We start from the raw sequence: 16525 nt of genomic DNA on the forward strand, positions 1-16525 counted from the left end.
CCGGTCACACGCCGGAGCTTGTGCGCACAACCGCCACAAACGCGGGATATGCGGGTTTTGCGCATTCTGCTCATGCGCGGCGCGCGGTGGTCTGCGCCTATGCTGCGGCCATGGCCACTGAGGGCGCGCGGGCCGTGCGGTTGCGGACCCAGGTTCTGCTGTCGCAGATCCTGGTCGTCGCGCTGACGCTCGGTGTCGCGTTCGCGGTGTTCGGCTATCTCAGTGATCAGCGGCTGCGCGACGCCTACGGTCAGCGCGCGCTTGCCGTCGCGCGCACCGTCGCCGCCGACCCGGTGGTGCGCGCCGAGGTGGCCAGGTACGCGCCGGGCGCGGTCGATCCGGGCGTGCGCCAGGAGCTGGCCACCGGCCCGCTGGAGCGGCTCGCGGTGGACGCGACCCAGCGCAACAACGCCCTGTTCGTGGTGATCACCGATGACGCGGGCATCCGCCTGGCGCATCCGGACGCCGCACGGCTCGCCGAGCACGTCAGCACCGATCCATCCGAGGCGCTCGCGGGCCGCGAGTCGATCACCGAGGAACGCGGCACGCTCGGCGACTCGGTGCGCGCGAAGGTCCCCGTCACGGCGCCCGGCTCCGATCGTGTGGTCGGCGCGGTCAGCGTCGGCATCGCCACCGACGCGGTGCACGAGCAACTGCTCGGCGACCTGCGCACAGCGGGCGGCCTGGTCGCGGTGGCGCTCGCGGTCGGCATCGCCGGATCGATCCTGCTCGCCCGCCGCTGGCGCGGGCTGACGCTCGGGCTGGAACCCGACGAGCTGGCCGAACTGGTCCGGGGGCAGGCCGCGGTGCTGCACGGCATCGGCGGCGGCGTGCTCGCCGTCGACGCGTCGTGGCGCACGACCTTCGTCAGCGACGAGGCGGCCAGGCTGCTCGGCATCGCGCCGGACATCGGGCGCCCGGTCGACGAGATCGGGCTCACCCCGCGAGTGCTGGAGGTGTTCCGCGACCTCGATCGGCAACCCGCCTCGGCGACGGTCGGCGCGAACGTCGTCATCGTCTCGGCGCGGCGGGTCAGCCGGGACGGCCGTGATCTCGGCGCGGTGCTCACCGTGCGCGACCGCACCGACGTGGAATCGCTGACCAGGCAGCTGGACGCGGTGCAGTCGATGAGCACGGTGCTGCGCGCGCAGCGCCACGAGTTCTCCAACAAGATGCACCTGGTCAGCGGGCTGCTGCACAGCGGGCACGTCGAGGAGGCGGCGCGGTCGGTCGACGAGCTGATCGGGGCGGGTCCGCTCGGTCCGGCGACGCCGGGCATCGATGCCATCCACGACACGTATCTACAGGCTTTCCTGGCCGCCAAGGCCGCGCACGCCAGGGAGAACGGGGTGGAACTCGTGCTCGGGCCCAACACCTGGGTCGAGGGCGATCTCGCCGATCCGGTGGATGTGACCACCGTGCTCGGCAATCTGCTGGACAACGCCATGGAGGCCGTGCGCGCTCGGCAGCGGCCGGTGCGGCAGGTGGAAGTGGAACTGGTGCAAGAGGATTCGACGCTGCACATCACCGTCGCCGACAGCGGCGACGGTGTCGCGCCCGACCTGGTGGACACGCTGTTCACCGAAGGGATCTCGACCCGCGACGACCTCGGCGTCCCCGGTGGGCGCGGGGTCGGCCTCGCCCTGATCCGCCAGATCGTGCGCGCCCACGGCGGCGACGTTCGTCTGTCGAGTCCCGGCGGCGGCGAGCCGCCACTGACCGGCGCGGAATTCATCGCACGCATCCCCGGGGTGCTCGTGCAGAGCGAGGTGTCATGGCCCCGCCGTCCCTGACCGTCCTGATCGTCGACGACGACTTCCGGGTGGCGAATCTGCACGCCGGGATCGTGCAGGCCATCCCGGGTTTCACGGTGGCGGGCACCGCCAATACCCTCGCCGCCGCGCGGGAACTCGTCGCGGCGCGGCCGATCGACCTGGCGCTGGTGGACGTCTACCTGCCCGACGGATCCGGTATCGATTTCGTCCGCGAGCTGCATTGCGACGCCATGGTGCTCACCGCGTCGACCGAGAGCGAGTCGGTGCGCGCCGCCGTCGCGGCAGGTGCGGTGTCCTACCTCGTCAAGCCCTTCCCGCATACCGAACTCGCCGCCCGGCTCGCCGCCTACGCCCGCTACCGGCGCATTCTCGCCGTGCCACAGGTCGACAACGCCCGGGTCGCCGCAGCGCTGCACGCGCTGCGCCCTTCGGTCACCGCGAGCCCGGCGGCGACCGTGGTCTCCCCCACCAAAGACGCTGTCCTGCAAGCAATTCTCGATGCGGGCACGCCCCTGTCCGCAGGAGAGGTAGCGAGCGCCATCGGCATCTCCAGGGCCACCGCCCAGCGCTATCTCGCCGCACTCGTCGCCGGCGGCGCGGTGCGCATGAGCCTGCGCTACGGCAGCACCGGGCGGCCCGAACAGGAGTACTCCGCCGCGCCGCCGCATTGAGCCGACCGCGCTGGGCGGGAAGAACCGGCCCGCGCGCGGCCGGTCCGGCGGGTCGTCCCGAACCTCGCGCAGTGTCCACCGGCCACCATCGCCGCACGCGCCAGAACGTCGCAGGTCGACAGCCGGACCATCGGCGGCCGACATCCGCTCGACCGGCGCACGACGCGGCACCTACACGGCCGGGCCGATGCGTCTCCGTCTGCCGGACATACGATCCGATCGTCACCGGACCACCGGTTGCGGCAGCACAAGAGCGAACGGTCCGATCCACTTCGGTGGCGCGCCGCTCGAGGTGGCGCTCCTCGGCCGACCAGCGCCTACGTGGTGAAGCCTGATGCGGTCTTCAGCGGCGGTAGCGTCGGGGTATGAGCATCATCGAGGTCGCCGTTGTCGGCTACGGCCTGGCCGGATCGGTCTTTCACGCTCCGCTGATCGCCGCGCAACCGCGGATGCGGGTCGCTGCCGTGGTGACCTCCTCGGAGGAGCGTGCCGAGCGGGCGCGCGCCGAACATCCCGGTGTGCGTGTGGTGCCGCACGCCGAGGAGTTGTTCGCCACGCCGGACGGCATCGATCTGGCTGTGATCGCGACACCGAACCACACGCACGCGCCGCTGGCCGGGCAGGCCCTGGAGGCCGGGCTGCCCGTCGTGGTCGACAAGCCGTTCGCGGTCGCGGTGGACGACGCCGAAGATCTCGTCCAGCGCGCGGAGCGGTCCGGCCTCGCGTTGTCGGTCTTCCAGAACCGGCGCTGGGACGGCGACTTCCGGACGGTGCGTGAACTCGTCGAGACCGGAAGACTGGGCCGGGTGCGGCGTTTCGAGTCCCGGTTCGAACGGTGGCGTCCGGTGCCGAAGGGCGGCTGGCGGGAGGTCGGCACGGACGAGGAGGGCGCGGGCATCCTGCTCGACCTCGGCAGCCACTTGGTGGACCAAGCCGTGACCCTGTTCGGCCCGGTGGCTTCGGTGTACTGCGAGCTGGACCGGCGGCGGGAAGGGATCACCACCGACGACGACGCGTTCGTCGCGCTCACCCACAGCGGCGGTGTCCGCTCCCATCTCTGGATGAGCGCCGTCGCCGCGCAACTCGGCCCGCGTTTCCGGGTGCTCGGATCGGAAGCCGGGTATGTCACCTACGGGCTGGACCCGCAGGAGGAAGCACTCCGATCCGGTCGTCGCCCGGGAAACGATTCCCTGTGGGGCACAGTGGATGCCGAGCGCTGGGGCGTGCTCGGCGCGGAACCGGACTTCGCCCCCGTGCCGACCGCACCCGGCGCATACCCCGATTTCTACTCCGCCATGGCCGCCGCGCTGCTCGACGGCGCTCCGGTGCCCGTCGACCCGCGCGACGCCGTCACCACCCTGCGCCTGCTGACGAAAGCACGCGAGTCGGCGGCGCTGGGTGTGACCGTCACCGCTTGATCGGGGCTGGCCACCTTCGCCGCGACTCGATAACGTCGGTCCCCGGGATCGGCCGGTCCGGGCCGCCCTGTGAGAGGAGACCCGAATGGGTACAACGGTTTTCGCCGTGCTGCTGCCGTTGGCGCTGGCCTTGGTGATGTTCGGGCTCGGATTGACCTTGACGACCGACGATTTCGCGCGCGTGCTGCGGTATCCGAAAGCGGCGGTGATCGCGCTGGCGTGCCAGATGGTCCTGCTGCCCGCGGTGTGCCTCGGCCTGATCCGCCTGTTCGGACTGGAAGGCGCGCTCGCGGCGGGCATGCTGCTGCTCGCGGCGTCGCCGGGCGGAGCGTCGGCCAACCTGTTCAGTCACGTCGCCGGGGGGAACGTGGCGCTGAACATCACACTCACCGCGATCAATTCGGTGCTCGCGGTATTCACCCTGCCCGTGGTAGTGGCGCTGTCCTACGCCTTGTTCCTGGACGGCGAGGGTTCGGTCGGACTGCGGCCGGACAAATTCGCGCAGGTCTTCGCCATCGTGCTGGTGCCGGTCGCGATCGGCATGGTGGTGCACCGGCGGTTCCCGGAGTGGTCGCGGCGGATGCGCGGTGCGGTCAAGATCCTGTCCGTCGTGGTCCTCGCGCTGGTGATCGCGGCCGGAGTGGGCTCGAACCTGGACATCCTGACCGAGCACATCGGAGAGCTGTCCGCGATCTGCCTGACCTTCGCCGTGATCAGTCTGGCCGTGGGCTATTTCCTGCCCCGGCTGTTGCGGGTGGAAGCCGATCAGGCGATCGCCTCGGCCATGGAGATCGGCGTGCACAACGCGGCGCTCGCGATCGCCGTCGCCGCTTCGGTATTGGACAACGACACCATGGCCGTTCCGGGCGCGGTGTACGGGGTTCTGATGAACATCCCGGCGGCGATCGCCGCGTATCTGCTGGCCAGGCGGGCGCGACGAGAGCAGCCCCGCGCCCGCGCCGAGCATGGCGGGTTAGCCCGGGCAGTTCGCCGCGCGGACATGGGCGGTCCCGGTGGGTAGCCTCTCGGAGGGTCGACGCCACGAAGGGAGCCAGCTGCGCGATGCAACCGCTCGGCACGAACGATCCGGCCCGGATCGGGGACTATCGCCTGCTCGGCGTCCTCGGTGCGGGTGGTATGGGCCGGGTCTACCTCGGCCGGAACCCAGGAGGGCGCACCGTCGCGGTCAAAGTCATCCGCCCGGACATGATCGACGCCGAATTCCGGCAGCGCTTCCGGCGCGAGGTGGCCGCCGCGCGCCGGGTCGGCGGACAGTTCACCGCGCCGGTGCTCGACGCGGACGTCGACGCCGATCCCCCGTGGCTGGCCACCGGTTACGTGGCGGGATTCTCGCTGGCCGACGCGGTCGACCGGTACGGACCGTTCACCGAGAACGCGCTGCTCGTGCTGGCGCACGGGCTGATCGAGGCAGTGACCGCCGTCCACCGGGCCGGTGTGGTGCACCGCGACCTCAAACCGTCCAACGTTCTGCTGGCCCTCGACGGTCCCAAGGTGATCGATTTCGGCATCGCCCGCGCCGTCGACGACAGCAAGCTCACCACGACCGGAAAAGTCATCGGCTCACCGGGATTCATGTGCCCGGAGCAGGTGACCGGCGATCCGGTCGGCCCACCCGCGGACGTCTTCGCGCTGGGCGGCGTCCTGGTGTTCGCGGCGACCGGCCACGGACCGTTCGGCGTCGGCGAGACGGTGCAGATGCTGTGGCGGGTGGTGTACGAGCAGCCGCAGCTGGATGACGTGCCGGAGCGGCTGCGCCCGCTGGTGGCCGCCTGCCTGATCAAGGACGCCGCGGCTCGCCCGACTCCGGACGAGCTGTTCGCCCAGCTCACCGCACTGGGCATCCCCGACCGCGGCGGCTGGCTGCCCGCGCCGGTGCTCGAGGAGGTCGGCCGACGCGCGGTCGAGCTATTGGACCTGGACTCCGGCGCATTCGACCGCAGCCAGTTCTCCGCGCCCGCGGATAGGGCGCGTACGGCCGACACCGTGGTCCGCCCCGCGCCACCTACCTATCCGCGGTACGCGCAGGGCGATCCCGGAGGGTCGGCACACAGACCGACGCACTATCCCGGCTCGCCGCAGGCGGCCGCCACGTCCATGGGGCAACGGATTCAACCACCCGCGCAATACGATTCGCCCGGTGGTCCGGTCACCACCCCGGCACCTCGCGCACACAGTCCGAACCGCGTCCTGCTGGTCGCGGGAGCCCTCGTCGTCGGCATCGCGGTCGCCGTGGCGGCGTTCGTGGTCGGCGCGCAACTACGGCGCGATACCGCGAACTCGATCGCGCGGACCGCGACGCCGACCGACAGTGATTCTCCGACGTCCACCACCCGAGGCGGCGGCGACGCTCCGACGGCTACCGCCACGCAAGCCGGTGACGGGACGCCGACCAGCGCAGGCCCGTCGGGCAAGAGCGTTCCGAACGCACTTGTCGGCGAATGGCAGGGTGTCGCGCGGGACATTCTGGGCAGCTACGACATCGTCGTGCGGATCAATCCTGGGAACGTCGGCGAGCAGGTCGGAGAATCGACCAATACCGGCAGATTCGCGCATCTGCAATGCGGCCGGTCCGAAACGCTCACGTCCGCCACGGCCAACGGTGTGGTGCTGACCGCCAGACTCACCAAGGATCCCGGCGGCTGCAACGATGACGGCGCGACGTCCCGGTTGGAGTTGCGACCTGACGGGACGCTCTCGTACCGAACCCAGGGTGTGGCAGGGGATATGACCGGCACCCTCGATCGCACCGGCTGAACGGCGCGGGCGACTGATTCAGGGGCGACGAGCGGCGCACCGGCCCTCCACGAGAGGACGCGGCGAGGCGGGCCGCACGCGTTCGGCTCCGGCGTCCCAGCGTCGAACCCATGCCCCGAGCGCTGTCGTCCGCGGGCGGTTAAGGTGCGGCGGTGGAAAGAGCGGAATTCTTCGAGCGCGGCGCTTCCATCGCCGATCGTCTGACGACGACGCAAGCGCAGCCGCCGTGGTGGCTGGTGGTGGCGGCCGCGGTGGCGGCGCTCGTGCTGGTGGGTTACACCCCGATCTGGCGGTTGACCCGCAATATCGTCACCATCGCGCACGAAGGCGGGCACGCCCTGGTCGCCCTGCTGACCGGCCGCAAGCTCAACAGCATCCGACTGCATTCCGACACTTCGGGGCTCACCGTGTCGAGCGGGAAACCCTACGGCCTCGGGATGATCCTCACCACCATGGCCGGTTACCCCGCACCGCCGCTGCTCGGTCTCGGATTCGCCGCGCTGCTGGGCGCGAGCCGGATCACGCTGATGCTCTGGACCGCCATCGTTCTGCTCGCCGCGCTGCTGATCAAGATCAGGAACGTCTACGGCGCCATCACCGTGCTCGGCCTCGGCGCGGTGGTCTTCGTGGTCTCCTGGTTCGGCACCGACACGCTGCAAGCGGGGTTCGCCTACCTGGGGGCCTGGTTCCTGCTGTTCGCCGGGGCACGGCCGGTGCTGGAGCTGCAACGAAGCCGCTCCCGGCAGCAACGTGCCCGCTATCACGAGGTCGACTCCGACGCCGATCAACTCGCCAGGCTCACCCGGCTGCCCGGCCTGCTGTGGGTTTTCGTGTTCGGCGCGATCGCCGTGGGTGCGTTGTCGCTCGGCGCGTGGCTGCTCGTCTCCGCCATCGCCGAAGTCTGCCTGCCGGGCGCGCCCTCCGGGTCCTGCTTCGCCGCTCACTGATCGCGGCGCTGCGCGGTCCGGTCGGCTCGGTTAGGCTTCGAACTCGCCCTGTGCCAACGCCTTACCTACGGCGATGGCGCGTCGCCGATGCGCACCCGCTTCGGCCGTCCGACGCAAGTTCGCGATTCACGACCTCCGGAGCCAGCATGGCGAACCTTCTCGCGCGCACACCGATCAGCACTGCGCGACAACGATTTCCGATACTGGCCATGGCCGTCACCGCGCTGCTCGCCACGATTGCGTTCCATCCGGCCACAGGCCTCGCCGCGACGGCCGACACCGCCTGCGGCACACCGTTGACACCAGAGGAGACAGCCGCGATCGCGCGGCTGTCCGATACCGAGGCACCGGCTGGTTCCTCGTTGTGGCAGCTGGAGCAGGCCATCGACCGCCACCGGCAGATCACCGAAATCCTGGTCCGCCACCGCGACCTGCGCGGTGTGTTCGCCTTGGGGCTCGACGCGGTCGAGCAGGCCGCCGTCCTGCCGCTCCAGCGCGATCCCGCGTCGTTCGACGACCCCGAATGGGCGCACCGGATCAGTCTCGAGCTGCTGTCGCGTTTCCTGCGCGCGTTGCACGCGGAATTCACCGGCGCACCCGCCGAACCGCACTGGGCGCACTACTTCGAGTTGACCCGTCGCTGCGAGTTGCCCCCGGCCCGAGTGGCGATGGCCGGTTACGACGCGCATCTGACCGTCGACCTGTCCTATTCCGTCGCGGCGGTCGGCGGCACCGCCGCCAACGCGCGCGACTATTTCCGCATCGTCGACTCGATCGCCCAGCAGGGCGCGCTGATCGTCGACGAGACCAAGGCGTTCTACGGCGGTGACCTGGGACCGCTGTGGCGCTTCTACTTCGTCGGGGAGGGCTTGGACGCGGTGCTCGGCCGAGGCGTGGCGACCGGTCCGTTGCTCCGGCTGGCCGACGCGGGCGCCAACGTCGTCATCTTCGCGAACGGGATCGCCTTGCAGGACCCGGCGGCGGCACCCGCCGTCACCGCCGAGATCGACGCTTTGTGGCGCGGGCTCGATCTCGGTTTCGATCTCCTGTCCGGCCTCGGCGGCCTCTGACTACCTCTTCAGCGCCGCCACGGCGTCCCGGATCACGTCCTCGGGCGGTCGTGTCGCGTCGAGGGTGGCGCCGCGCTCGTCGGCCGCGAGCCGCTCCAGCGTGGCCAGCTGGGAATCCAGCAGGCTCGGTGGCATGAAGTGCCCACCGCGGCCCGCCATACGGCGCTCGAGTTCCTGCCGTGGCACGTCCAGATGCAGGAAGAACGCGTGGGGCGCCGAGACGCGAAGCCGGTCGCGATAGATCCGTTTCAGCGCGGAACACGTGACTACGGCTCCCTTCCCTGATCGCCCGGCCATCCAGGCGGCCAAGGCGTCGAGCCAGGGTGCGCGGTCGGCATCGTCCAGCGGCGTCCCCGCCGCCATTTTCGCGACGTTCGCGGGCGGGTGGAAATCGTCGCCGTCGGCGTACTCGACCCCCAATACGTCGGCCAAGCGGGTACCGACCGTCGTCTTTCCCGAACCCGACACCCCCATCACGACAATCATCGGCACATCGCGCACTCGAACCTTCTTCCCTGATGGTGACGGATCTTCGTGCCGCATTGTCATCCGCAACAACGTAGCGGCTGATTGCTTCGTCGGCCCGTGCAGTGACGATTCGCGCCGCCGCCGATACATTTCAAGGACCGAGACTGTGCGATGTCACGACCTTCTGTGAATTCGAATTCGACTTCGTATCACGCCATTTCGTGAAACGCGCGGACGACTGGATGGGAAGTACCGAATGTTTGCGACGACGCAAGGCACCGGCCTGGTCCGACATCCGAACCGCGACCGCGCGCTCGACCCACACATGGTCGGCGGCGGAGGCGGTCGCTGAGGGACCGGCATGCCACCCACACGCGGCACCGCCGAGCCCGTCCCGGCCACCGAACACATCGTGCGACACCTGCTCGGCATCATTCCCCGCCGGCACGTCGAACAGGGGAATCTGCTGCGGGAGGAGATCCGCGCCACCGTCGCCCACTGCCTCGACCTGGCCACTTCCCTCGCCCCCGCACAACCGGCCCGCACGGTCGGCATCTTCGCGGCCGCCACCCGGTGGGCGGGCGTCGGGGTGCGCATGGACACCGTCCAGCATCTGGTCCACGAAGGTTTCCGCCTGTATCTCGACGAGTACCTGCGTGATTCGAACACGCCGCGGCACAACGACATACGCAGGCTCTTCGACGCCCTCCACGCGGTCACCACGACCGTCTCGCTCGCCTACCTGTCCGTCGCCCCCGCCGACGAGCAGACCGCTCCGCACGCCGTCGCCGCCGCACTGCTGCGCGGACACCACCCTGCGAAGGTTTACCGGGAGTACGGCATTCCGGTCGCCGACCGTTACACCGTGCTCGCCGTGGCGGTCGACCGGCCCACCGAGGAGAATCCCGGCCGCCCCGCGGAAGGGCACAGCATCCGGCAACGCATGCAACTCTGCCTCGCGGTGCACTGCGGCAGGCACGTGCCCAGCCTGCTCAGCGCGATCGGCGGAACGATCCTGGTACCGGCGGCGCCGGTCGCCGCGGACCGCCTCACCGACTTGGTCGCCGCGCTGGCCGCGGTGGTGCCCGCGCCGCTCACCGCCGCCGCCATCGCCGCCGAGGCCGAGCAGATTCCCGGCGCCGCCGACCAGGCGCACGAACTGCTCGACATGGTTCGTCGCCTGCAGAGCCCACCCGGCCTGTACCGCTTCGAGGATCTGGCCCTCGAATACCAGCTCACCCGGCCGGGCCCGGGACGCGACCGGCTGGCCGCCCTGCTCGATCCGCTGGAGGGGCATCCGGAGTTGGTCGAAACCCTGCGCGAACACATCCGCAACGACTTCAACCGCAGGCGCACCTCCCGGACGATGTATCTGCACCCGAACACCGTCGACCATCGGCTCAAGCGCATCGGCCGCCTCACCGGCTTGGACACCGCCGTTCCGCACGCGCTCTACCGATTGCGCGCCGCGCTCATCGCACGGACCTACACGCAACCGCCGGGGCCCGAACGGTCCGCGCGATGATCTCTCAGCGACCGCATCACCGGGCCGACCGCGCCGCGAACGCCCCGATTCGGATTCCGGCCGACCGACTAGGGTCATCGACATGGAACTACGCATCTTCACCGAGCCGCAGCAGGGTGCGAGCTACGACACCTTGCTCACCGTCGCCAAGGCCACCGAGGACCTGGGCTTCGACGCGTTCTTCCGCTCCGACCACTACCTGAGCATGGGCGGCGCCGACGGGCTGCCCGGCCCCACCGACGCCTGGATCACGCTTGCCGGTCTGGCCAGGGAGACCAAGCGGATCCGGCTGGGCACACTGGTCACCGCCGCCACCTTCCGGCTGCCTGGCCCGCTGGCGATCCAAGTGGCGCAGGTAGACCAAATGTCCGGCGGCCGAGTCGAATTCGGTTTGGGCAGCGGCTGGTTCGCCGAGGAGCACGCCGCGTACGGCATCCCGTTCCCCGCCGACAAGTTCGCCCGGCTGGAAGAACAGCTGGCCATCATCACCGGGCTCTGGGCGACCAAACCCGGCGACACCTTCAGCTATGACGGAAAGCACTTCCAGCTCACCGACTCCCCCGCCCTGCCCAAGCCGGTGCAGGACCCGATCCCGGTGGTGATCGGCGGGCAAGGCGCCACCCGCACCCCGCGGCTGGCCGCGCAATACGCCTCCGAGTTCAACATGCCGTTCTCCTCCATCGAGGACAGCACGCGGCAGTTCGACCGGGTGCGCGCCGCCGCCGAGGCATACGGCCGCGCCGCCGACGACCTGGTCTACTCCAACGCGCTGGTGGCCTGCGTGGGCGCGAACGACGCCGACGTGGCGCGCCGGGCCGAGGCGATCGGCCGCGAGGTGGACGAGCTGAAGACCAACGGCTTGGCCGGCTCACCCGCCGAGGTGGTGGACAAGATCGGCCGGTACGCCGAGATCGGCACCAGCCGCATCTACTTGCAGGTACTGGACCTGAGCGATCTCGAGCACCTCGAGCTGATCTCCGCGCAGGTGCAGTCGCAGTTGTCGTAGCGCTCAGTCCAGCGGACGGTTGGTCGGCACCACGACGAAGCTCGGCGCCGACGGGTCGAGCTTCAGGTGTTGCGGCTTCAGCTCGGTGTTGTTGAGCATCGGCCGGAAGGCCAGCGCCTTCGGCGAGTTACCCGCGAAGACGTCGATCCGCAGCCGGTGGCCGGGTTGCAGCACCGCTTGGGTGGGAATCACCGCGATGTCCAGCGCCACCGGCTCACCGGGCACGACCGGCCGCACGCTGTCCAAGGTGATCGGATTGAACGGTTCGGTCAGGTCGCCGGTCGGTGTGCGGCTGCTCTTCTGCTCGTCGACGGCGCGCAGCGATGCGGTCAGCTGCCCGGTGGACAGCACCTTCGAGCTCCCGTCGGGCGCGACGTCGTTCATGGTGACGCTCCAGTAGCCGTCGGTGGCGTCGTGCACCGCGTTCAGATGCACGTTCACCGGCCCCGAGATGACGGTGGGCTCGGTCGTCGGCGCGCTGGTGAAGGTCAGCGCGTTGCGCTCGGCGATGCGTGAGTCCTTCGCGCACACGTCCAGCACCGCCGCCATCCCGGCCGAGCCCTGCGCGGTATCGCGGGAACACGCCGAGGCGACGCCCGGCGCCACCGTCAGCGTCTGCCGTTCGCCGGGAGCGGTCATCGTCAACGATCCGTCGTACACGGCCTTTCCGGCGGTGCCGCTCGGCTCGGCCGACAGATACACGCGGCGGTGGTTCAGATCTTTCTGCGGGAACTGGCCGAGGGAGATCCAGCCGCCGCCTTGTTCCCACACGGTGATCGGCCCGAAATCGCCCAAGCCGTGGTCGGTGTCCTTCAACCACTTGTCGAACCAGATGCGCTGCAACACGTCCAGCCGCGGCGGCGCCCCCGGAATACCGGTTCCCGCACCGGGATTCGCGTGATAGGTGTCGCCGACGACCAATTGTTTCTGTCCCGCGGGCAGCGGAATCGCGTTGTACAGTTTCGTCGCGCTGTTGGCGAAGATGTCGTGCCAGCCGCCGTAGACGAAGGTGGGCACCGTGATGCGCTCGGGATGACCCTCGATGCCGCGCCGGAAATAACTGTTCTCGTCCAGCGCGTCGGCCAGCGCGGGCGGCACGTGATCGAGCGACGGTGTTAGCAGCGCCTGGGTCAGCAGGTCCACGTTGCTGGCCGGATCGGACATCCGTTCCTGCAGCCACCCCCAGTCGAAGGTGCCCTTCAACATCGACTGCACGTCGGGAATCAGCTTCAGCTGGTTGACCGTGCTGAGCCACATCGGAAGGAACGTCGTCCCCACGCCGCCGCCCGGCGCGACGACGTCGCGCATGAGGTCGCTGCCCGGCTCCACCGGGAAGATCGCCCGCAACGGCGCGGGGGCGTTCTCGGCGGCGCGCAGCTGGTTGATTCCCGAATAGGAGCCGCCGCTCATCCCGACCCGGCCGTTCGACCAAGGCTGGGCCGCCGCCCACTCGATCACCTCGCGGGTGTCGAGCTGTTCCCGCTCGCCGAGGGTGTCCCATGCTCCCTGGGAGAAACCGGTACCTCGCACGTCGGCGACGACCTGCGTGTATCCGGCGCGGATCAGATCGCGATCCAGACCGAGCACCGTCTGCACGGTGCCGCCGTCGACCGCGTGCAGCAGATCGCCGAAACCACTGACCGGCGTGCGTGACAGATTCACGCGATTGACCAGCCGCACGGTCAACGGCTGCAACCCGGGCACCGCGAGCGCCGTGTCGATCAGGTTGGTCATGAGCTTGGTGTACGGCGTGAGATTGACGATGGTCGGCAGCGGCTGCCGCTCTACCTCGCCGCCCTCCTTCACCGGCCGGTAGACGTTGGCCTTCAACACGACACCGTCGCTCATCCGGATCGGCACATCCCAGTCGATGTGCACGTCGGCATACGGTTGGGGACCGTCGTGCAACGCCGTCCACCGCACACTGTGGGCATCGACCGACGGCTCCGCGGCCGCGGGCACCGACACGAATCCCACGGTCGCCGTTACCGCGACCATGGCCATCGTCCGGATCGCCCTGATCGTCGTTCGTCTCACGCCACGCCCCGCTGCCATCTCGCTCCCTCGACCGGTGTGCGGACCGACTATCGATCGCCCGATTGGGCGACAACGTAGCAATCTTCCGGCGAATAACGCGGGAGGTGCGGTCGGGCCGGTTTGTCGCGAGCGAACAGACGGTGAATGCCGCGTCGCCACCGACGATGCGGCTTAGGGTGGGACACATGACGCCGCTGCAGCGCTACATCGCGGAGGAGATCGCGGCCGATCACGCCGACGGGCTGCTCACCCGGCGAGAGGCGGTGCGCAGGCTGGGGCTGCTCGGGCTCGGCGCCACGGCCGCCGCCACCCTGCTGGCCGCCTGCGCGAACTCCGACACCGGTATCACCGATTACTCGCCCTCGCCCACGTCGCCCCCGACGCCACCGGGATCCGCCACCGCGCTTCCGACGAGCGCCGTCACCTTCGCCGGTCCCCGCGGGACGCTGCAAGCCGCGTGGGCGGCGGCGCCGCAACCACGGGGCGGTGTGCTGGTGGTCCACGAGAACAAAGGTCTCACCGACCACATCCGTTCGGTGACAGGGCGTTTCGCGGGGGCCGGATATTCCGCGCTCGCGGTCGACCTGCTGTCCGCACGAGGCGGAACCGCGACGTTCGCCGATCCCGCCGAGGCGACCGCCGAGCTGAGCCGGATCCCGCAGGACCAGCTCGTCGCCGACTTGCGCGCCGGACTGGACGAACTGCAGCGGCGGGTCGAGGAAAAGAAGCTCGGCGCCACCGGTTTCTGCTTCGGCGGCGGCCTGACCTGGTTGCTGCTGGCCTCGGGCCCGTCTCAGTTGGCCGCGGCGACACCGTTCTACGGGCCGTTCCCGGACAACGGCGATCTGACCGCGTCGAAAGCCGCGGTGCTCGGCATCTACGCGGCGGCCGACGCCCGCGTGAACGCCTCCCGGGCCGCCGCGGAAGCGGCACTGGCCCGTTCGGGCAACCCGCATCAGATCTTCACCGCCCCCGATGCCGACCACGCCTTCTTCAACGACACCGGTCAGCGGTACAACGCGACGGCCGCCACCGAGGCTTGGCGGCGCGTATTGGACTGGTACGGAACGTATCTCGGCTGATGCGAACCGGATCGGGCCGTTCTCTCGGCGTCCGGAGCCTCTTCACAGGCCCGGATTCCGACCGGCGGTTCCGCTGGTCCGCCCGGCACGCGCACGCTTGCGACAGGAGGCTTGTGGCACCGAGACGGTGCCATACCCGCACGACCATCGCCGCACTCCTGCTCGGCGCGGCGCTGACTGCCTGCGGAAACGACAGCTCGACCGCACCGAGGAGCACGCCTCCGGCGACGCGCACCGCCGCGCCGAGCAATCCCGCCGGACGACCCGACCTCGACGCCGCCGAGGAAATCGCCGGTAACCTCGACGTGCCGTGGGGGCTGGCCTTCCTGCCCGACGGCGCGGCGCTGGTCGCCGAGCGGGACTCCGGACGGATCCTGCGTATCGGTACCGGCAGTGCGCCGCAACAGGTGTATCAGGTGCCCGGCGTGACCGCCCGGGGCGAAGGCGGACTGCTGGGGCTCGCCGTCGCGCCGGACTACGCCGAAAGTCGTTATGTCTATGCCTATTTCACCGCCGATACGGACAACCGGATCGTCCGGTTCCGGCTCGACGGCCCACCGGAGGTGCTGGTGGCCGGGATCGCGAAGGCCGGGAATCACAACGGCGGGCGAATCGCGTTCGGGCCGGACGGCATGCTCTACGCCGGGACCGGCGACGCCGGGCAATCCGGACGATCGCAGGATCCGGCGAATCTCAACGGGAAGATCCTCCGTGTGACGCCCGAAGGCCGCCCGGCTCCGGGCAATCCGTATCCCGGCTCGCCGGTCTACAGTCTCGGCCACCGCAACGTGCAGGGTCTGGCATGGGACCGCGACGGGCGATTGTTCGCGGCGGAATTCGGGCAAGACCGGTTCGACGAGATCAATCTGATCGAGCCCGGCCACAACTACGGCTGGCCCGAGGTCGAGGGGTCGGGTGGCGCCGACCGCGGCTTCACCGATCCGCTGCTGACCTGGACCACCGCGGAAGCCTCACCGTCGGGGATCGCCATCGCCGGGGACACCCTGTACGTCGCCGCGCTGCGCGGCCGTCGGCTGTGGACCGTGCCGCTCGCGGACGGCCGCACCGGTGCACCCCGTGCCGAATTGCGCGACCGGTACGGCCGGTTGCGCACGGTGGCGGTCGCGCCGGACGGAGCGTTGTGGCTCACCACCTCCAACACCGACGGTCGGGGCGAACCGGTCAGCGGTGACGACCGCGCCCTTCGCTTCCCGGCCCGCTGAGCCTCGCCGACGGTCGCGGTGTGACGAGCACCACGGACACTTATGTTGTGCGCAACCGAATTGCTCACTACATTATTGCTCATGACCGATCACCTCACCCTCGACGAGCAGCTCTGCTTCCCGCTCTACGCGGCGTCCCGGGCGATGACCGCGGTCTACCGCCCGAAGCTGGAACGGCTCGGGCTCACCTACCCGCAGTACCTGGTGATGCTCGCGCTGTGGGAGCGCGACGAACGCAGCGTCGGCGACGTCTGCCATGCGCTCGACCTGGATTCCGGCACGCTTTCCCCGCTGCTCAAGCGGCTGGAGGCCGGGGGCCTCGTGGAGCGGCGGCGGTCGGCGTCCGACGAACGCCGCGTCGACATCCGGCTCACCGACCGAGGACGCGCCCTGCGCGCCGAGGCGGGCGACATCCCGGCCCAGATGGGCGAGGCCAGCGGCTTGTCCATGGACGACATCGCCGCATTGCGCGACATCCTGCGCCGACTGACCGATTCGCTGAAATCTCAGCTGAACGAAGGAGAATAG

Annotated in this window: 14 protein-coding genes; 12 read left to right on the forward strand and 2 right to left on the reverse strand. The window is 69.9% G+C overall.

Annotated elements, in window-relative coordinates; genetic code table 11:
* Window positions 1-110 precede the first annotated feature (110 nt).
* The 7 genes from ABZW96_RS19350 to ABZW96_RS19380 all read left to right on the forward strand — a co-directional run bounded on the left by ABZW96_RS19350 (window position 111) and on the right by ABZW96_RS19380 (window position 8656).
* On the forward strand, window positions 111-1793 hold the full coding sequence (locus ABZW96_RS19350; protein WP_355076368.1) for a sensor histidine kinase: 1683 nt from the start codon (window positions 111-113) through the stop codon (window positions 1791-1793).
* A complete protein-coding gene (locus tag ABZW96_RS19355) occupies window positions 1775-2446 on the forward strand; it encodes a response regulator (protein WP_355076370.1) in 672 nt (223 codons plus the stop codon). Before ABZW96_RS19350 ends, ABZW96_RS19355 begins: the two co-directional genes overlap by 19 nt.
* A gap of 365 nt (window positions 2447-2811) precedes the next feature.
* On the forward strand, window positions 2812-3864 hold the full coding sequence (locus tag ABZW96_RS19360; RefSeq protein ID WP_355076372.1) for a Gfo/Idh/MocA family oxidoreductase: 1053 nt from the start codon (window positions 2812-2814) through the stop codon (window positions 3862-3864).
* An 85-nt stretch (window positions 3865-3949) separates the two neighbouring features.
* On the forward strand, window positions 3950-4885 hold the full coding sequence (locus tag ABZW96_RS19365; RefSeq protein WP_355076374.1) for a bile acid:sodium symporter family protein: 936 nt from the start codon (window positions 3950-3952) through the stop codon (window positions 4883-4885).
* Window positions 4886-4926: 41 nt separating this feature from the next.
* A complete protein-coding gene (locus ABZW96_RS19370; RefSeq protein WP_355076376.1) occupies window positions 4927-6639 on the forward strand; it encodes a protein kinase in 1713 nt (570 codons plus the stop codon).
* A 152-nt stretch (window positions 6640-6791) separates the two neighbouring features.
* Window positions 6792-7586: a M50 family metallopeptidase gene (locus ABZW96_RS19375; RefSeq protein WP_355076378.1), complete on the forward strand. Its 795-nt coding sequence runs from the start codon at window positions 6792-6794 to the stop codon at window positions 7584-7586.
* A gap of 146 nt (window positions 7587-7732) precedes the next feature.
* The gene (locus ABZW96_RS19380) at window positions 7733-8656 is read left to right on the forward strand and encodes a DUF5995 family protein (RefSeq protein ID WP_355076379.1); all 924 of its coding nucleotides are present in this window, start codon (window positions 7733-7735) and stop codon (window positions 8654-8656) included.
* Here the strand turns inward: ABZW96_RS19380 and ABZW96_RS19385 are convergent, their stop codons facing one another.
* Complete coding sequence (locus tag ABZW96_RS19385) at window positions 8657-9130, reverse strand: gluconokinase (protein WP_355076381.1); 474 nt, start codon at window positions 9128-9130, stop codon at window positions 8657-8659. It lies immediately after the preceding gene.
* A gap of 355 nt (window positions 9131-9485) precedes the next feature.
* On the opposite strand from ABZW96_RS19385, the gene ABZW96_RS19390 reads away from it, so the two are divergent.
* The gene (locus tag ABZW96_RS19390) at window positions 9486-10649 is read left to right on the forward strand and encodes a helix-turn-helix domain-containing protein (RefSeq protein ID WP_355076383.1); all 1164 of its coding nucleotides are present in this window, start codon (window positions 9486-9488) and stop codon (window positions 10647-10649) included.
* A gap of 82 nt (window positions 10650-10731) precedes the next feature.
* A complete protein-coding gene (locus ABZW96_RS19395) occupies window positions 10732-11655 on the forward strand; it encodes an LLM class F420-dependent oxidoreductase (protein WP_355076384.1) in 924 nt (307 codons plus the stop codon).
* A 3-nt stretch (window positions 11656-11658) separates the two neighbouring features.
* Here ABZW96_RS19395 and ABZW96_RS19400 read toward each other — a convergent pair whose 3' ends face one another.
* The gene (locus ABZW96_RS19400; protein ID WP_355076386.1) at window positions 11659-13692 is read right to left on the reverse strand and encodes a CocE/NonD family hydrolase; all 2034 of its coding nucleotides are present in this window, start codon (window positions 13690-13692) and stop codon (window positions 11659-11661) included.
* A gap of 185 nt (window positions 13693-13877) precedes the next feature.
* On the opposite strand from ABZW96_RS19400, the gene ABZW96_RS19405 reads away from it, so the two are divergent.
* The 3 genes from ABZW96_RS19405 (at window position 13878) to ABZW96_RS19415 (ending at window position 16525) form a co-directional block, all read left to right on the forward strand.
* Entirely contained in the window at window positions 13878-14774 is an 897-nt protein-coding gene (locus ABZW96_RS19405) for a dienelactone hydrolase family protein (RefSeq protein WP_355076388.1), read from the forward strand.
* A 113-nt stretch (window positions 14775-14887) separates the two neighbouring features.
* Window positions 14888-15997, forward strand: coding sequence for a PQQ-dependent sugar dehydrogenase (locus ABZW96_RS19410; protein WP_355076389.1), 1110 nt, complete (start codon window positions 14888-14890; stop codon window positions 15995-15997).
* 81 nt (window positions 15998-16078) lie between these two features.
* Window positions 16079-16525 carry a MarR family transcriptional regulator gene (locus ABZW96_RS19415; RefSeq protein ID WP_355076391.1) on the forward strand — a complete coding sequence of 149 codons (447 nt, stop codon included), beginning with the start codon at window positions 16079-16081 and terminating at the stop codon, window positions 16523-16525.

Origin of the sequence: Nocardia sp. NPDC004168, assembly GCF_040610355.1 — a bacterium.
Taxonomy (GTDB): Bacteria; Actinomycetota; Actinomycetes; order Mycobacteriales; family Mycobacteriaceae; genus Nocardia; species Nocardia sichangensis.